The following is a 16155-nucleotide window of genomic DNA, read 5'->3' as shown; positions in this document are numbered from 1 at the left end:
CGCGTTACCGCGTGAGCTTGAGAGCGTGCCGATTGTCCGCGGTCGCGTCAGCCTCCGACCAGGATTGCGGCTGGACCTTGTCGCCGGCCGCAAACTTCTGGAACCCTTCGACCACGACCTTGTCGCCGGCCTTCAGGCCCTCGGTGACGAACCAGACTCCATCCTGCACCGATCCCGTACGCACCGGCTGCACCGCGATGTGGTTGTCGTCCTTGACGACGAACACCTCGCTGCCGCCGCCGCCGTTGCGCTGGATCGCCTGCTGAGGCACCGCGATCGCGTCGGAATCGAGACCCTGGTCGATGCGGACGCGCACATACATGCCCGGCAGCAGCTCGCGCTTGGGATTGGGGAACTCGCCGCGCAGCGTCACCTGCCCGGTCTGGGCGTCGACCTTGGCGTCGGAGAACAGCAGCTTGCCGTCGAGCGAATAGAGCGTGTTGTCGTCGAGCACCAGATGCACCTTGGCGGCATCGGAGGCGATGCGCTCGAGGTCGCCGGTCTCGAAGGCGCGGCGGAGCTGGTTGAGCTCGGTCACCGACTGGGTGAAGTCGGCATAGATCGGATCGAGCTGCTGGATGGTGGCCAGGTTGGTCTCGTTCTGCACCGCGAGCGCGCCCTCGCTGACCAGGGCCGCGCCGACCACGCCGTCGATCGGCGCGCGCACGGTGGCATAATCCAGATTGAGCTTGGCGCGCGCGAGCTCGGCCTTGCGGCCCTCGACCTCGGCATGAGCCTGGCGCTCGCCGGCGACGGCCTTTTCGTTCTCGGCCTCGGGCGCGGCGCGCTGGCTGGTCAGCGTGGCGATACGGTGCGCCTGCTGCTTGGCCTGCATCAGGGCCGCCTCAGACTTGGCAAGCGCGGCCTCGTTGGCCATCACCTCGACCTCGAACGGACGCGGATCGATGCGATAGAGCGCATCGCCGGCTTTCACCTCGCTGCCCTGACGGAACAGGCGCTCGACCACGATGCCGGAAATGCGCGGCCGCACGTCGGACACGCGCGTCGGCGCTATGCGGCCCGGCAGCTCGCGCACCACGGCGCGCGGCTGCGGCTTCACGACGACGACGCTGACGTCGGGATAGGCCGGCGGGGCGGCGGACACGGCGGAGCTGGATTCGTCGCAAGCGCCGAGCAGCGGCGCGAGGGCCGCGAGCATCATTGCAACGCATGCCGATCGCGCGCGAAGTCCTGACATGAAGTGGGGTGCCCCGATATTGTTGATACTGACCACGCACGGCGCGGCGCCCGTTCTGGGCAGAAACCGCGCGGCTGATGACGTCAAAATAGACTGGACTTGCTGCGACGCAACGCGTGTGGCGGGCGGCTCAATGTCACACAGGCTATGCTGCTGATTTCAGGGACATTTTCCGGGCTCACCAGATCGTGAGTCCGGTTCCATCATGGCGTGCTGCGACAGAAGATCGCAATTACCCCGCAGCTTTCATCCGGTAGTGGCTGACGCCCCATTCGGTTCCATCGGCATAGCCGAACAGGCCCGAGGTCGCGAGCAGGTACCAGCGCCAACGCCGCATCCACGTGGCAGCCTGCTCGCCGTGGACCTGACGCAAGGAGGCCTCGATCGCGTCCCGATGCGCGTCGAAATTGGCAAGCCAATCGTTGGCGGTGCGTTGATAATGGGTGCCGCTCCAGCACCATTCCTTCTCGATCGCGAAGATGTCGTCGAATTGCCTGACGAGGTGGTGGCTCGGCATCAGCCCGCCCGTGAAGACGTGCTGCGCGATCCAGTCTTCGCGATCGGACCGGTCGAGCAGGTGGGATCCGGTGCGATGCGTGGCGATGTGCATGAAGAGGCGGCCTTCGGGCGCGAGCCATGACCGCAGGCGCGTCATCAGCTTGCGCCAGTTCATCATGTGCTCGAACGTCTCGACCGAGACGATGCGGTCGAACTGCCCGTCGGGCGCGAACACGTTCATGTCGGCGCAGACCACGCGCAGGTTCAGCAAGCCGCGCTGCTGCGCCTGCTCCTCGACATGGGTGCGCTGCGCCTGCGAGGTCGACACCGCCGTCACCCTGGCATGCGGAAACTGCCGCGCCATCCACAGCGCCAGCGAGCCCCAGCCGCAGCCGAGCTCGAGGATGGTCTGGCCGTCGGCGAGGCCGGCATGCTCGACGGTCTGGCGCAGCGCTTCCTCCTCCGCCTCCTGCAAGGTGGTGGCATCGGTCTTGTAGAAGCCGCAGGAATGTTTGCGGTTGGGACCGAGCACGTCCGCGAAGACCGACGCGGGCACCTCGCCGCGCCCCACCTCGGCGTCCTCGGCGATCGGCCGCAGCAACATCCGGCCGGTGAAGGCGGAATCGGTGGCCGCGTCATGGGTGGCGAGGCGGGTTGCAGTGCGGGAGCATAGGCGCTGGATCGCGGCACGGATCACGACGTCCGGCAACGGTACGCGTTCGGCAGTCCCGATGATCGCGGAAACGACGCCCATGCGCCCCCCGAATGGCGACTTCTGCAGATACCTGTCTATCAAAGCGCCGCTTCCGGTCCGGGTTCCCGAGAACGACCCCGAAATCGGCGTATCCGGCGCTTTTTTTGGACTGGCGCTGTGCCATAGTGCGCCCTGCAAGCAAGCTTTTTGGAATGGATGATACCGGCCATGCCGTCAGGCAATTCGCCCCGCTCCACCATGGATATCGAGTACACCAAACTGTCCTCGCCCAGCGTCTTCCTGGTGCGGATGCTGGTTTTCCTGGTGCTGTGCACGCTGGTGGGCGTTGTGCTCTACAAGCAGATCATCCAGGCCTTCTTCGCCAATCCCGGACTCAATGCGCTGATCGGGGGCGTGCTGTTCATCGGCATCATCCTGGCCTTCCGGCAGGTGATCCGGCTCTATCCTGAAGTCGCCTGGGTCAACAATTTCCGCATCGCCGATCCCGGCCTCGCCCCCGCCCGGCACCCCAAGCTGCTGGCGCCGATGGCCGCCATCCTCGGCGGCGAGCGCTCCGGGCGGATGTCGATCACCCAGACCACGATGCGGCATCTGCTCGATTCGATCGCGACGCGCCTCGACGAGGCCCGCGACATCTCCCGCTACATGACCGGCCTCCTGGTCTTCCTCGGCCTGCTCGGCACCTTCTGGGGCCTGATCGAGACGGTCGGCTCGGTCGGCAAGGTGATCGACGGCCTCAAGGTCGGCGGCGATTCCGGGGCGCTGTTCGACACGCTGAAGGAGGGCCTCGCCGCGCCGCTGGGCGGCATGGGCATCTCGTTCTCGAGCTCCCTGTTCGGCCTTGCGGGATCGCTGATCCTCGGCTTCCTCGACCTGCAGTCGAGCCAGGCCCAGAACCGCTTCTACACCGACCTCGAAGACTGGCTCGCCACCACCGTGCGCGAATATGGCAGCGGCGAGGTGGCCGTTGCGACGGGGGGCGGCGGCGGGGTCGCCAGCGGCGAGCTCCAGGCCGCGGTCGAACGCTTGCGGTCCGTGCTCGAGGAAGGCAGCGCCAGCCGCGGCACCACGGCGGCGATGGCGAGCCTTGCCGAAGCGATTCAGGCACTGGTCTCGCACATGCGCACCGAGCAGCAGATGATCCGCGAATGGGCCGATGGCCAGGGCGAGCAGAACCGCGAGATCCGGCGCCTGCTGGAGCGCCTCGCACGCCAGCCGGAGAAGAGCTGAGACGGTATCCTGCCCCGGACGCGACGCGGCATGAAATGACGCGTCGCTGAGCCGGGGCCCAGAGAAACAAGACATGGGTCCCGGCTCTGCGCAGCAGCGTTTCACGCTGCGGCGCGTCCGGGACACGAGAGTGGAGATCGACGACAATGGCTCTAGCGCGCGGCCGCCGCGGCGATACGTCCTTCAACTACTGGCCCGGCTTCGTCGACGCGCTGTCGACGCTGGTGCTCTCGATCGTGTTCCTGCTGTCGGTCTTCCTGGTCGTGCAGTTCTTCCTGTCGCAGGAGGTCACCGGCAAGGACAAGGCGCTGGAGCAGCTCAACGCCAAGATCGCGCAGCTCAACGAGCTGTTGTCGCTGGAGAAGCTCGGCAAGCTCACCCTCGACGACCAGGTCTCGTCGCTGAAAGCCGGCCTTGCTTCGGCCGAGGGCGAGCGCGACCGCATCAAGGGCCTCTATGACGGGCTCGCCGCCGCCGGCAACGATGCGCAGGGCAAGACCTCCGAGCTCGGCAAGGCGCTGGATTCCGAGAAGGCGGTTTCGGCGCGGGCACTGGCGCAGATCGAGGTGCTGAACCAGCAGATCAGCGCGCTGCGCCGGCAATTGGCGGCGCTCGAAGAGGCGCTCGACGCATCCGAGAAGCGTGACAAGGAATCGCAGAACCGCATCGCAGATCTCGGCTCGCGGCTGAACGTCGCGCTGGCGCAGCGCGTGCAGGAATTGTCACGCTACCGCTCGGAGTTCTTCGGCCGCCTGCGCGCCATTCTCGGCAACCGGCCCGACATCCGCATCGTCGGCGACCGCTTCGTGTTCCAGTCCGAAGTGTTCTTCGACACCGGACAGGCGATGCTGCTGCCGGAAGGCCGCGCCGAGCTCGACACGCTCGCGACCGCGCTGATCGAGCTCGACAAGAAGATTCCGAACGAGATCCCCTGGGTGCTGCGCGTCGACGGCCATACCGACGTGCGCCCGGTCAACGGTCCGAACTTCAAATCGAACTGGGACCTGTCGGCGGCCCGCTCGATCTCGGTGGTGCAATATCTGGTCTCGCTCGGCGTGCCCGCCCAGCGCCTCGTCGCGGCCGGCTTCGGCGAATTCCAGCCGCTCGATCCCGGCAACACGGAAGAGGCCTACAAACGCAATCGCCGCATCGAGCTGAAGCTGACGGAGCGGTAGTGGTGTTTCCTGAGGCAGTCATTCCGGGGCGATGCGAAGCATCGAACCCGGAATCTCGAGATTCCGGGTTCGCCCTCTGGGCGCCCCGGAATGACGGAGCCTCACAATGACCTTCATGATCCACCTCCGCTCCTACGCGGCCTCCGACGAAGCCGCCACGATCGACCTCTGGCATCGCACCTGGCAGCAGGCCTATCCGCAGATCGACTTCGCGGCGCGGCTCGACTGGTGGCGCGAGCGCTGGCGCAAGGATTTGGTGCCCAAGGCTGCGATCGTGGTGGCCGAACAGGACGGCGTGGTCACGGGTTTCGTCACCATCGACGGCGAGGGCTATCTCGACCAGCTCGTGGTCGATCCTGATCATTGGGGCTCGGACGCTGCAAGGCTGCTGGTGGACGAGGCCAAGCGGCTGTCGCCCTCGGGCATCACGCTGCTCGTCAACAAGGACAATGCCCGCGCGATCCGCTTCTACGAGCGCAGCGGCTTCGCCCCTGCCGGCGACGAGGTGAACCCGACCTCGGGCCGGCCGGTGCTGAAGATGGCATGGCAAGCGTAATCCGGCGCGCGTGATCCTGGCGGTACGTGACGCCTGTCACGGTTGGATCCAGGGAAGTCCGCTAGTCATTGGTGCCGGAGTGGCGATGACAAGCGAATGGAGACGATCGATGAAGCTGCGCGATCTGGCCCAGGGGGCCTCGGTCTTTCTCGGCGTCATCGTCGCCGGATATCTGTCGACGACCTATGTCGACCAGCGCTTCGCATCACGCGAGACGACGCACGCGTCCTCCGCTCCGGCCAGCGGCCCCGCCCCATCGGCCTGCGTCGGCGAGGACGGCAGCTGGAAGAACTGGCCGTGGCCGAATGTGCCGGCGCTGTCGCCGAAGTGCCGGTAAAGAGAGCTCACCACCCTCCGCTGTCATCACCCGCGAAGGCGGGTGATCCAGTACTCCGAGACTGTGAGATTAGAACCGAGGAGCCGCGGCGTACTGGATTCCCCGCTTGCGCGGGGAATGACACCGTGGTGGTGGCGACGACCGTTGAGCCTCAGGCCACACCAGCCCCTCACGCGTGCTCGAACTGCAACCTCGCCAGCCGCGCATAGAGCCCGTTCGCAGCCACCAGTTCGGCATGCGTGCCCTGCTCGACGATCCGGCCCTGGTCCATCACCAGGATGCGGTCGCAGGACAGCACGGTGGCGAGGCGATGGGCGATGACGAGCGTGGTGCGGTGGCGCATCAGCTCTTCCAGTGCGGTCTGCACCAGCGTCTCACTCTCGGCGTCGAGCGCGGAGGTGGCCTCATCGAGCAGCAGCAGCGGCGCATCGCGCAGGATGGCGCGTGCGATCGCGATGCGCTGGCGCTGGCCGCCGGACAGCGTCACGCCGCGCTCGCCGAGTGGGGTGTCGAAACCTTCGGGCAGGCGACGGATGAACTCCGCCGCATGGGCGAGCTCGGCGGCGCGCTCGACCTCGGCATCCGAGGCGTCGGGCCGGCCGAAGCGGATGTTCTCGCGGGCGCTCGCGGCGAACACGGTCGATTCCTGCGGCACCAGCGCGATGCGCGCGCGGAAATCGTGGGGATCTGCGGATTTGACCGGCACGCCGTCGAGCGAGATCGCGCCGCTGCGCGGGTCGTAGAAACGCAGCAGAAGATGGAAGATCGTGCTCTTGCCGGCGCCGGACGGGCCGACGATCGCGACCTTCTCGCCGGGTCGCACCGTGAACGACACGGCATCGAGCACATTGACGTCGCGCCGCGCCGGATAGGCAAAGCTGACCTGATCGAAGCCGACCTCGCCGCGTGCCGGCACCGGCAGCGCGCGCACCGAGGCGGGGGCTTTGATATCGGGCTTCACATGCAGGATCTCGAACAGGCGCTCTGCCGCGCCTGATGCCGCCGAGACCTCGCCCCAGACTTCGCTGAGCTGGCCGAGGCCGGCCGCGGCGAACACCGCGTAGAGCACGAACTGTCCGAGCCGGCCCGGCGAGATAGCACCCGTGAGCACATCATGCGATCCGATCCAGAGGATCGCGACCACGCTTGCGAACACGATGAAGATGATGATGGCGGTGAGCACGGCGCGCGCCTGGGTCGAGGTGCGCGCGGCTTCATAGGCCTGCTCGACCTCGCCGCCGAAGCGCTTCTCGGCGAATTGCTCGCTGGTATAGGCCTGCACGGTGCGGATCGCGCCGACCAGCTCGCCCGCATAGGCCGAGGCTTCCGCAAGCGTGTCCTGCGCGTTGCGCGACAGCCGCCGCACCCAGCGTCCGAAAGCGACCAGCGGCAGCACGATCAGGGGGATGGCCAGCAGCACGAAGCCCGACAGTTTCGGGCTGGTGATCACCATCATCGCCGCGGCGCCGAGAAACATCATGATATTGCGCAGCGCGATCGAGACGGAAGCGCCGACGGCGGATTTGAGCTGGGTGGTGTCGGCGGTGAGGCGCGAGATCAATTCGCCGCTGCGCGCGGAATCGAAGAAGGCGGGCGACAGCGAGAGCAGATGGGCGAAGACGTCGCGCCGGAGGTCGGCAACGATCCGCTCGCCGATCGTCATCACGAGGTAGTAGCGCGCGGCGCTGGCGAGCGCGAGCACGCCGACCACCGCGAGCATCACCGAGAAGTAGCTGTTGATCAGCTCGATGCCCTCGGGCGTCAGGCCGAAATCGATCATCCGGCGCACCGCGACGGGCACCAGCAGCGTGGTCAGCGCCGCGATTGTGAGAGCGACGAAGGCGAGCGCCGCCCGGCCGCGATAGCGGACGACATAGGGCGCCAGCGCCAGCAGCGGCCGCAGCTTGGCGCGGCCCTTGGCCGGCTCCTCGATCAGCTCGGCTTCGATCGAGGGAGTGTCTGCGGCCTTCATTCCGGGCTGATCGACATATTGGTCATCAAGCCGTTCTACTGCGCTCATGAGATCCAACCCATTGCATTCGTTCGCTCCCAATATGCCGGTGCAAGGGTAGTGGCAAATCCGGGAAGTCCCTTAGGGGCAAACCCCGGTTCACCGGCGCCGGCCCGGCTTGTTTTGCGGGATATCGTGAGGTATAGAGCGCCCAAATCCGTCATTCGCTAGCCACCAGAACAGGCGCCGGGCGCCGAGGAATTGCCATGAAAGCCGAAATTCATCCGGATTATCATACGATTAAGGTCGTGATGACCGACGGAACCGAGTACCTGACCCGCTCCACCTGGGGCAAGGAAGGCGACACGCTGAACCTCGACATCGACCCGAAGTCGCACCCGGCCTGGACCGGCGGCAACGCCCAGCTGATGGATCGCGGCGGCCGCGTCTCGCGCTTCCAGAAGAAGTTTTCGGGCTTCCTCAAAAAGGATTGATCCAGCCCGCAAGGCTGGAGACGAAAAACGCCCCCGGAGAGCCGGGGGCGTTTTTGTTTCTCTCATTGTCATTCCGGGGCGGCTCGAAGAGCCGAACCCGGAATGACAACGCATGGACCCTACCGCTCGAATGCGGCCTTGAGCGCGTTGAGCTGCGGCACCAGCGGATTCCCGATGGCGACGTGCTCGGCCGGGGGCGTGTGGATCGAGGTGTCGAGACGGCGGACGCGGGTCTGCAGGCTCATCGAGCGATGGATCAGGTCCTGCAGCTGCGAGGGCAGCTTGTCGACGGTGTCGGAGGGGCCGGGATCGGCGGCGCTGAGCTTGACCTTGGTCTTCTCGCGATTGGCCTGGACCAGCGTCATCTCGCCTTCCTTCACCGCGCGGTGCAGCAGCAGCCACGAGGCGAGCTGCATCAGGCGGGTGGTGAGGCGCATGCTCTCGGTCGCGTAGGTGAGGCTGACGGCGCGGTCGAGCGCCTTGGCCTCGTTGCGGCCGGCGCCGTCGAGATAGGCGGCGGTCTCTTCGACGAGGTCCATTCCCTCGCGGAACAGCGCGCCGAACGCCGCAGAATTGGTGAAACGCTCGCTGAGTTGAACGAGCGCGCCCTCGGCCTGCAAACGTTCCATGGTTAACGCCTCTTACGCAACTGTTTGACCCGTCCGGCTTAGGCGCCGGCTTATGATGAACAAATCATTGCGCGGGCGGGACGCCGAGTCCAGTGACAAGCGCGGATATGGTTTCCGCGGGTCATCCGTAAGCATTCAACTGCAAATAGGCGCTTGTTTTGACGCGTTTTCTCGGCGCGAAGCGGTATCGGCCTCGTGCAAAGACGCCTTGCGCAACGCGCAAAAAAAGAGCCGCCGGAGACCGGCGGCTTTGAAAGTTGATAACAGGGAGGCGTCAAACAGAGTGGACAGGAGCCACTCGGTGTCCAAACGAGGACAGCGCTAGTCATAAACTCGAAAGCTTAATCGACCGTAAACGAGCGAATTTTTTGAGGGTTCGTTAGCCATATCGGCCAGTGGCCGAGCCGCTCTCGTGCCCCGGACGCAGTGCGGCACGTAGTGACGCGCTGCTGAGCCGGGGCCCAGCTCTTTGGCCGAGGAGTTCGGAGAAGCCTGGGTCCCGGTTCTGCGCAGCAGCGCTTACGCGCCGCAGCGCGCCCGGGACACGAGAGTTGAATGCTCGGCGCGACTACGACTTGAAAAAATTGTTCGCCGCATCGCGCGAGGCGCGCTTCCTGGTGGCGGCTTCCTCGAGCCTTGCGATCTCGGTCTTGAGCAGTGTCACGCGCTCGGTCAGTTCCTCGACCGACAACAGTGAGAGATCCTGTCCGATTTCATGGCTGATCTTCTTGCGCGGGCGGTCGTCGTCTTCCGTCGCCATCCTCGTTCCTCCTGCGTTCGTGTCCGCCAAACGGGGCCGAAGCGGTTGCCAGCCCGGACCGCGCTGGCTAAGCAAAGGCCTCGTCTTCTCCCGCACCTTTGCTCAAGGACACATCATGGACAAGCTGCCCGCGCAAATGACCGTGGTCGCCATCTCCAAGCCCGGCGGACCGGAGGTGCTGGTTCCTGAGCAGCGCAGCGTTCCGCAGCCCGGTCCCGACGAGATCCTGGTCAAGGTGATGGCCGCGGGCGTCAACCGGCCCGACGTCGCGCAGCGCTCCGGCGCCTATCCGCCGCCGCCCGGCGCCAGCGACCTGCCGGGCCTCGAGATCGCGGGCGAAGTGGTCGCGGTCGGCAGCAACGCCAAGCGGCACAAGATCGGCGACAAGGTGATGTCGCTCGTCGCCGGCGGCGGCTATGCGCAGTATTGCATCGCGCAGGACGCCCAGGCCATGAGCGTGCCGCCGGCCCTCTCCATCAAGGAAGCCGGCGCGCTGCCGGAAACCCTGATGACGGTCTGGCACAATGTGTTCGAGCGCGGCGGCCTCAAGGCCGGCGAGACGCTGCTGATCCACGGCGGCTCCTCGGGCATCGGCACCATGGCGATCCAGCTCGCCAAGGCGTTCGGCGCGAAGGTGTTCGTCACCGTGGGTTCGCAGGACAAGTGCGATGCCTGCCTCAAGCTCGGAGCCGATCGCGCCATCAACTACAAGACCGAGGACTTCGTCGCCGTGGTCAAGGAAGCGACCAACAAAGAAGGCGTCAACCTGATCCTCGACATGGTCGCGGGCGAATATGTCGACCGCAATTATGACGCCGCAGCCGTCGACGGCCGGATCGTGCAGATCGCGACGCTGAACGGCCCCAAGGTCACTGTCAACATCGCCAAGGTCATGGTCAAGCGCCTCACCCATACCGGCTCGACCCTGCGTCCCCGTAGTAATGCGGACAAGGCGGCGATGGTGGCTGCGATCGAGGCGAAAGTGATGCCGCTCTTGCGCGAAGGCCGCGTCAAACCGCTGATGGACAGCACTTTCCCGCTGGAAAAGGCGGCCGATGCGCACCGGCGCATGGAGACCAGTGCACATATTGGCAAAATTGTGTTGGAGGTCTAGGCCGCTGACCCACAGGGCGAGCCGGAAACCCTTTGATTTTCCTCGCTTTCGTGGCATCTATCGCGACGCACCGAACCAATTCGGTTCGGTCTGAAAACGTCTTTCAGATCGCCTTGCACTCAGAGTTTGCGTCGAACGCGGAGAACTGACCTTGCGTCTGATCAGGTGCCTCGCGCCCATCGCGCTGGGCCTCATGATTCTCGTCGCCGCGTATCCAGCGCGCGCGCTCGACGCCGTCAGCGTCCGCAGTGACGCGCCCGCGATCGACCTCACCGGCGTGCTCGAGCATCAGCGCAGCGATGCCGATCGCATCCAGGTCTCCACCGCGCCCGGCACCGACGGCATCGTCCGCCGCATCGAGGTGCGCGCCCGTGAAGGCGGCCAGAACTGGGTGGTGTTCGCGCTCGCCAACAACACCGACGACCAGCTCGACCGCCTGATCGTCGCGCCGCATTACCGCATCGTCTCCTCGGGCCTCTTGTGGCCGGACCTCGGCCTGTCGCGCATCGCCACCATCACGCCTTCGACCGGCGACCGGCCGGAGCGGCAGGAAAGCCCGACCGCCGACGTGTTCCGCGTCACGCTTGATCCCGGCGCCGTCATCACCTTCGTCGCGGAGCTGCGCACCGACAAGCTGCCGCAGCTCTATCTGTGGGAACCGGAAGCCTACAAGGACAAGGTCAACTCGTTCACGCTCTACCAGGGCATCGTGATCGGCATCTCCGGTCTTCTCGCCCTCGTGCTCACCATTCTCTTCGTGGTGAAGGGCAGCATCATGTTCCCGGCCGCCGCGGCGCTGGCCTGGGCGGTGCTGGTCTATATCGGCGTCGATTTCGGCTTCTGGGGCAAGGTGCTCGACATGTCGAACAACGCCGAGCGCATCTGGCGCGCGGCGGGTGAGGCGATCCTGGCGGCGACGCTGCTGGTTTTCCTGTTCGCCTATCTCAATCTCAGCCGATGGCATGTGCGCTATTCACACATCACGGTGGGCTGGCTGGCGTTCCTGGGCTCGCTCGTCGCGCTCGCGCTGTTCGATCCGGCGGTGGCCTCCGGCATCGCGCGCATCTCGCTGGTGCTGATCGCCTTCGCGGGTTTCGCGCTGATCGTCTATCTCTCCACCCACGGCTTCGACCGCGCGGTGCTACTGATCCCGACCTGGTTCCTCCTGGTGGTCTGGGTGGTCGCGGCCGGCATGACGGTTGCGGGCTCCGTCACCAACGACATCGTCGGCCCTGCCCTGCTCGGCGGCCTCGTGCTGATCGTGATGCTGATCGGCTTCACGGTGATGCAGCACGCCTTTGCCGGCGGCGGTGCCACCACCGGCGTCGTCTCCGACATCGAGCGGCGCGCGCTGGCACTGGCCGGCTCGGGCGATCTGATCTGGGATTGGGACGTCTCCGCCGACAAGGTCTTTACCAGTCCCGAGACCGAAGCCCTGCTCGGCCTCAAGCGCGGCACGCTCGAAGGCCCGGCTGCCTCCTGGCTCGAAGTGCTGCATCCGCTCGACCAGGACCGCTTCCGCGCCGCGCTCGACAGCGTGCTCGACCAGCGCCGCGGGCGGCTGGTCCAGGATTTCCGCCTGCGCACACCGGACGGCCATTTCATGTGGTTCGCGCTGAAGGCGCGCCCGGTGGTCGGCTCCGACGGCGAAGTCTCGCGCGTGGTCGGCACGCTCACCGACGTCACCGAGCTACGCAATGCCGAGGAGCGCCTGCTGCACGATTCCGTGCATGACAATCTCACCGGCCTGCCCAACCGAAAACTGTTCATGGACCGGCTGAGTGCCGTCGCGCATTTCGCCAAATCGATGCCGACGCTGCGGCCGACGCTGATGGTGATCGACCTCGACCGCTTCAAGCAGGTCAACGATTCCGTCGGCATCGCGGTCGGCGATTCCATCCTGCTGACGTTGGCGCGCCGCCTCACCCGCATCCTGAAGCCGCAGGACACGCTGGCGCGCATGGCCGGCGACCAGTTCGGCCTGATCCTGCTGTCGGAGCAGGACCCGGCTCGCATCACCGCCTTCGCCGAGACGATCCGCAAGACCATCCGCGCGCCGATCGCCTTCAACGACCGCGAGATCTTCCTCACGGCGTCGATCGGCCTCGCGTTGTCCGACCCGCAGACGCAGCTGACGGACGAGATCATCAAGGACGCCGAGCTTGCGATGTATCATTCCAAGCGCATCGGCGGCGACCGCATCGATGTCTACAAGCCGGCGATGCGGGCGCGGAAGACCGACCGCCTGACGCTGGAGAGCGAGCTGCGCCGCGCCATCGAGCGCCAGGAGCTCACCATCCTGTACCAGCCGATCGTGCGGCTGGAGGATCGTTCGGTCGCCGGCTTCGAAGCGCTGGTGCGCTGGGACCATCCGAAGCTCGGGCGCATGGCACCGTCGGAGTTCATCACCATCGCCGAAGAGACCGGCCTGATCATCGACCTCGGTATGTTCGTGCTCGACCAGACCGCAAAGCAGCTCTCGATCTGGCAGCGCGCGATGCGCTCGCGCGAGCCGATCTTCGCCAGCGTCAATGTGTCATCGCGGCAATTGCTGCGCCATGATCTGATCCACGACATCCGCACCGTGCTGTCGCGCTCCTCGGTGGCGCGCGGCACGCTCAAGCTGGAGCTGACGGAATCGCTGGTGATGGAGAATCCGGAGCACGCGGCGCAGATGCTGACGCGGATCCGCGAACTCGGCACCGGGCTTTCGCTCGACGATTTCGGCACCGGCCACTCCTCGCTGGCCTATCTGCAGCGCTTCCCGTTCGACACCATCAAGATCGACCAGTCCTTCGTGCGCACCACCAACCGCGGCACGCGGCCCGTGATCCTGAAATCGATCATCGCGCTGGCGCACGACCTCGGCATGGACGTCGTCGCCGAAGGCGCCGAGACCGACTCGGACGCGGTCGAGCTCTACCAGATGGGCTGCGAATACGCGCAAGGCTTTGCCTTCGGCGAGCCCATGGACGCGGACGCCGCGATGCGGCTGCTCACGGAAGTGCGGCTGGAAGCGGCGAGCTAGGCTCTCTCTTCTTCCTTCTCCCCTTGTGGGAGAAGGTGGCGCGAAGCGCCGGATGAGGGGTCGTCTATCCAATTCCAATGTAGAGAGTTACTCGCGGTGAGAGACCCCTCACCCGTCTCGCCGCTGCGCGGCGAGCCACCCTCTCCCACACGGGGAGAGGGGAAGAGGGCACCGTCGAGCTGGCTACTTCCGCCGCAAACTCATGACCAACCCGATCCCCGCCAGCAGCGAAATTCCCGCAAGGCCGCCCCACACCATTCCCGCCTGCTCGAGATACACATCCTGCGAGACGGGATCGTAGCAGCGGCCGAGCTCGTTGAAGCAGTCGCGCCAGCGCCAGTAGCGGGCCTCGAAGGCGAGTGCGAACAGCACGCCGAGGCCGATCAGGGCCGCAGCCAGTACGCCCCTCAGCCGGCGCAGGATCATGCCTTGGGGTTCACCTGCGCTGGGACTTCAGCTTCGTGAACCGCACGGTCTGGCCATCGGGCATGCGCGTCGCCTTGAAACCCGCAGCAAGGCAGGCTTCGCGCTGCGGCATCTGGATGTCGGGGCTGCGCGAGGTGTCCCACCACGAGGCACGGTTGGCGGCCCGCGGCAGGGCCGCGCCGATGATCTCCTCGATCTGCTCGAAGGTCAGGAAGAATTCAGCCTGCTTGTGCCGCATCAGATAGTCGCGCAGCGCGTCGTAGTCGTTCACGATCGTCCTCTCGTCCGAAAACGGGTCTGCTCCCGTGCGGCCTGACCAAAACCGGGAGCGTTATAAACCAATCCTTAACTCATTGCGGCAGCGCCGTCCCTCCTTAAACACTACTCAAGCTTTCGGGCGCATCCACTAGGTATCGGAGCAAACGATGCTGTCTAGATGGCGCGACATCACGGCCCGGCGGCCGTGGCGTATTTCGGCGAAGCTGCTGATCATCTCGTCCGTGGTGACGGTGATCGGCTTTTCCGCCATTTGCGTCAACGTGATGCTCGACATGCGCCGGGGCGAGGAGGCGCTCGCCCGCCAGACACTGGAGAACCTCGCGACGACCATTCAATCCGACGTCAGCCGCAACGTCGAAATCTACGATTTGTCGCTGAAGGCGGTCGCCAGCAACATGCTGCTGCCCGAGCTCGCGACGGTCTCCAAGGCGATCCGCCACCTGATCCTGTTCGACCACGCGACCACCGCCAAGCATTTCGGCGCCATCCAGGTGTTCGATTCCGAGGGCAAGCTCGCCATCGACGCCTCCACGCTCGATCCTCTGCCGGAGAACCGCAGCGAAGAGGAATATTTCAAGGTTCATCGCGACAATCCCTCGACCGGCCTGTTCATCAGCCGCCCGATGCTGTTCCGCGGCGCCTATTCCATCGTGATGAGCCGGCGCATCAGCGACACCGACGGCGGCTTCCTCGGCGTCGTCGCCGGCTCGATCCGCTTCAGCTATTTCCACGAATTGTTCGAGCGGCTCAATCTCGACCCCGAAGACACCATCACCGTGCTCAAGCACGACCGCACCATCATGATGCGGCGGCCGTTCGACCTCGACATCATCGGCACCAATCTGAACGACCGCCGAGCCTGGAAGTCCGACAATCTTCCGGTTGGCGCCTCCTATTCGGGACAGGGCCCGGTCGACCCGACGCCGCGGCTCTATGTCCGCAGCGGCGACAGCGGACCGCTGTTCGTGGTGGCGGGCAAGCCGCTGGCCGCGGTGTTCGCGCTCTGGCGCAAGGAAGCGATCCGCATCGGCGCCGTGGTGATGATGCTCGCGCTGTTCGTGCTGGGCTCGACGCTCGTGCTGGCGCGCGAGATCGGCCGGCGCGCCGAGGCCGAGCGCAAGCTCGAGGAGATGGCGACGACCGACGCGCTCACCGGCCTGAAGAACCGCCGCAAGTTCGATTCCGTCATCGACGTCGAATGGCGGCGCGCCATGCGCCAGAAGGTGCCGGTCGCGCTGATCATGATCGATGCCGATCACTTCAAGGCCTACAACGACACGTTCGGCCATCAGGCGGGCGACCAGGTGCTGGTCGGCATCGCCATCTGCATTTCCGATTCGGTGAGCCGGGCCGGCGACTGCGCCGCGCGCTATGGCGGCGAGGAGTTCGCCGTGCTGCTGCCGAGCATTTCCGCCACCGACGCCTTCAAGGTCGCCGAGGCGATCCGCAGCAAGGTGCAGGGCTGGTCCGACGAGGAGGTGATCTCGACGGTGTCCTGCGGCGTCGCCAGCCTCGTTCCCAGCGCGGGCATGGACTGGGCGGTCCTGGTCGCCGCCGCCGACAAGGCGCTCTATGCCGCGAAGGCTGGTGGACGCAATCAGTCGGTCGTTGCGAGCCTGCCGAAGCTATCGCTGGTGGCGTGAGGCGGCCTACGCGCCGTTGTTGAACACGACGCAATCCGCCGCCACACCATCGGTGTCGTCCCTGCCTAGTGCGCAATTGCGCACGGGGCGCAGGGACCCATAACCACAGGATAGAGTTTGGC

General features: G+C 65.8%; 15 protein-coding genes. 8 read left to right on the top strand and 7 right to left on the bottom strand.

The features are described 5' to 3' along the window. Window positions 1-4 precede the first annotated feature (4 nt). Window positions 5-1198 (bottom strand): efflux RND transporter periplasmic adaptor subunit, encoded by a 1194-nt coding sequence (locus tag QRQ56_RS21930; RefSeq protein ID WP_438742946.1) that lies wholly within the window; start codon window positions 1196-1198, stop codon window positions 5-7. 232 nt (window positions 1199-1430) lie between these two features. Beyond that, window positions 1431-2450 (bottom strand): SAM-dependent methyltransferase, encoded by a 1020-nt coding sequence (locus tag QRQ56_RS21925; protein WP_438742945.1) that lies wholly within the window; start codon window positions 2448-2450, stop codon window positions 1431-1433. 168 nt (window positions 2451-2618) lie between these two features. Between QRQ56_RS21925 and QRQ56_RS21920 the strand changes: the two genes are divergently transcribed. From QRQ56_RS21920 to QRQ56_RS21905, 4 genes are all read left to right on the top strand, one after another. After that, a complete protein-coding gene (locus tag QRQ56_RS21920; RefSeq protein ID WP_438742944.1) occupies window positions 2619-3641 on the top strand; it encodes a flagellar motor protein MotA in 1023 nt (340 codons plus the stop codon). 146 nt (window positions 3642-3787) lie between these two features. Next, complete coding sequence (locus QRQ56_RS21915; RefSeq protein ID WP_438742943.1) at window positions 3788-4816, top strand: peptidoglycan -binding protein; 1029 nt, start codon at window positions 3788-3790, stop codon at window positions 4814-4816. A 106-nt stretch (window positions 4817-4922) separates the two neighbouring features. Continuing rightward, window positions 4923-5372, top strand: a complete 450-nt coding sequence (locus QRQ56_RS21910) for a GNAT family N-acetyltransferase (protein ID WP_438742942.1) — start codon at window positions 4923-4925, stop codon at window positions 5370-5372. A 109-nt stretch (window positions 5373-5481) separates the two neighbouring features. After that, window positions 5482-5709 (top strand): hypothetical protein, encoded by a 228-nt coding sequence (locus QRQ56_RS21905; protein WP_438742941.1) that lies wholly within the window; start codon window positions 5482-5484, stop codon window positions 5707-5709. A 169-nt stretch (window positions 5710-5878) separates the two neighbouring features. Here the strand turns inward: QRQ56_RS21905 and QRQ56_RS21900 are convergent, their stop codons facing one another. After that, on the bottom strand, window positions 5879-7729 hold the full coding sequence (locus QRQ56_RS21900) for an ABC transporter ATP-binding protein/permease (protein ID WP_438742940.1): 1851 nt from the start codon (window positions 7727-7729) through the stop codon (window positions 5879-5881). A gap of 197 nt (window positions 7730-7926) precedes the next feature. Here QRQ56_RS21900 and rpmE point away from each other — a divergent pair, with 197 nt between their 5' ends. Then, window positions 7927-8154 (top strand): 50S ribosomal protein L31, encoded by a 228-nt coding sequence (gene rpmE, locus QRQ56_RS21895; RefSeq protein ID WP_027530154.1) that lies wholly within the window; start codon window positions 7927-7929, stop codon window positions 8152-8154. Between the two features lie 119 nt (window positions 8155-8273). On the opposite strand, the gene rcdA is transcribed toward rpmE, so the two are convergent. Together rcdA and QRQ56_RS21885 are read right to left on the bottom strand one after the other, a co-directional pair. Further along, window positions 8274-8783, bottom strand: coding sequence for a protease adaptor protein RcdA (gene rcdA, locus QRQ56_RS21890; RefSeq protein WP_438742939.1), 510 nt, complete (start codon window positions 8781-8783; stop codon window positions 8274-8276). A 568-nt stretch (window positions 8784-9351) separates the two neighbouring features. After that, window positions 9352-9543, bottom strand: coding sequence for a DUF1192 domain-containing protein (locus QRQ56_RS21885; RefSeq protein WP_438742938.1), 192 nt, complete (start codon window positions 9541-9543; stop codon window positions 9352-9354). Window positions 9544-9658: 115 nt separating this feature from the next. Here QRQ56_RS21885 and QRQ56_RS21880 point away from each other — a divergent pair, with 115 nt between their 5' ends. Both QRQ56_RS21880 and QRQ56_RS21875 read left to right on the top strand, forming a co-directional pair. Further along, on the top strand, window positions 9659-10657 hold the full coding sequence (locus tag QRQ56_RS21880; RefSeq protein ID WP_438742937.1) for an NAD(P)H-quinone oxidoreductase: 999 nt from the start codon (window positions 9659-9661) through the stop codon (window positions 10655-10657). A 151-nt stretch (window positions 10658-10808) separates the two neighbouring features. Next, complete coding sequence (locus tag QRQ56_RS21875) at window positions 10809-13685, top strand: EAL domain-containing protein (protein WP_438742936.1); 2877 nt, start codon at window positions 10809-10811, stop codon at window positions 13683-13685. Window positions 13686-13868: 183 nt separating this feature from the next. Here the strand turns inward: QRQ56_RS21875 and QRQ56_RS21870 are convergent, their stop codons facing one another. After that, the gene (locus tag QRQ56_RS21870) at window positions 13869-14111 is read right to left on the bottom strand and encodes a hypothetical protein (RefSeq protein ID WP_438742935.1); all 243 of its coding nucleotides are present in this window, start codon (window positions 14109-14111) and stop codon (window positions 13869-13871) included. A 10-nt stretch (window positions 14112-14121) separates the two neighbouring features. After that, a complete protein-coding gene (locus tag QRQ56_RS21865) occupies window positions 14122-14382 on the bottom strand; it encodes a DUF7662 domain-containing protein (protein WP_438742934.1) in 261 nt (86 codons plus the stop codon). Between the two features lie 154 nt (window positions 14383-14536). On the opposite strand from QRQ56_RS21865, the gene QRQ56_RS21860 reads away from it, so the two are divergent. After that, window positions 14537-16033 (top strand): sensor domain-containing diguanylate cyclase, encoded by a 1497-nt coding sequence (locus QRQ56_RS21860; protein WP_438742933.1) that lies wholly within the window; start codon window positions 14537-14539, stop codon window positions 16031-16033. The last annotated feature ends 122 nt before the right edge of the window (window positions 16034-16155 follow it).

The organism is Bradyrhizobium sp. U531, from assembly GCF_051710265.1.
Lineage (GTDB): Bacteria > Pseudomonadota > Alphaproteobacteria > Rhizobiales > Xanthobacteraceae > Bradyrhizobium.
Note: the sequence above shows the minus strand (reverse complement) of the source record. Positions and strands in the feature narration are given on the sequence as shown.

Coding starts and splice junctions, on each gene's coding strand:
- QRQ56_RS21920 (WP_438742944.1), top strand. CDS start 2,619: ATGCCGTCAGGCAATTCGCCCCGCTCCACCATGGATATCGAGTACACC.
- QRQ56_RS21905 (WP_438742941.1), top strand. CDS start 5,482: ATGAAGCTGCGCGATCTGGCCCAGGGGGCCTCGGTCTTTCTCGGCGTC.
- QRQ56_RS21880 (WP_438742937.1), top strand. CDS start 9,659: ATGGACAAGCTGCCCGCGCAAATGACCGTGGTCGCCATCTCCAAGCCC.
- QRQ56_RS21915 (WP_438742943.1), top strand. CDS start 3,788: ATGGCTCTAGCGCGCGGCCGCCGCGGCGATACGTCCTTCAACTACTGG.
- QRQ56_RS21900 (WP_438742940.1), bottom strand. CDS start 7,729: ATGAGCGCAGTAGAACGGCTTGATGACCAATATGTCGATCAGCCCGGA.
- QRQ56_RS21870 (WP_438742935.1), bottom strand. CDS start 14,111: ATGATCCTGCGCCGGCTGAGGGGCGTACTGGCTGCGGCCCTGATCGGC.
- QRQ56_RS21860 (WP_438742933.1), top strand. CDS start 14,537: ATGCTGTCTAGATGGCGCGACATCACGGCCCGGCGGCCGTGGCGTATT.
- rcdA (WP_438742939.1), bottom strand. CDS start 8,783: ATGGAACGTTTGCAGGCCGAGGGCGCGCTCGTTCAACTCAGCGAGCGT.
- QRQ56_RS21925 (WP_438742945.1), bottom strand. CDS start 2,450: ATGGGCGTCGTTTCCGCGATCATCGGGACTGCCGAACGCGTACCGTTG.
- QRQ56_RS21910 (WP_438742942.1), top strand. CDS start 4,923: ATGACCTTCATGATCCACCTCCGCTCCTACGCGGCCTCCGACGAAGCC.
- QRQ56_RS21885 (WP_438742938.1), bottom strand. CDS start 9,543: ATGGCGACGGAAGACGACGACCGCCCGCGCAAGAAGATCAGCCATGAA.
- rpmE (WP_027530154.1), top strand. CDS start 7,927: ATGAAAGCCGAAATTCATCCGGATTATCATACGATTAAGGTCGTGATG.
- QRQ56_RS21930 (WP_438742946.1), bottom strand. CDS start 1,198: ATGTCAGGACTTCGCGCGCGATCGGCATGCGTTGCAATGATGCTCGCG.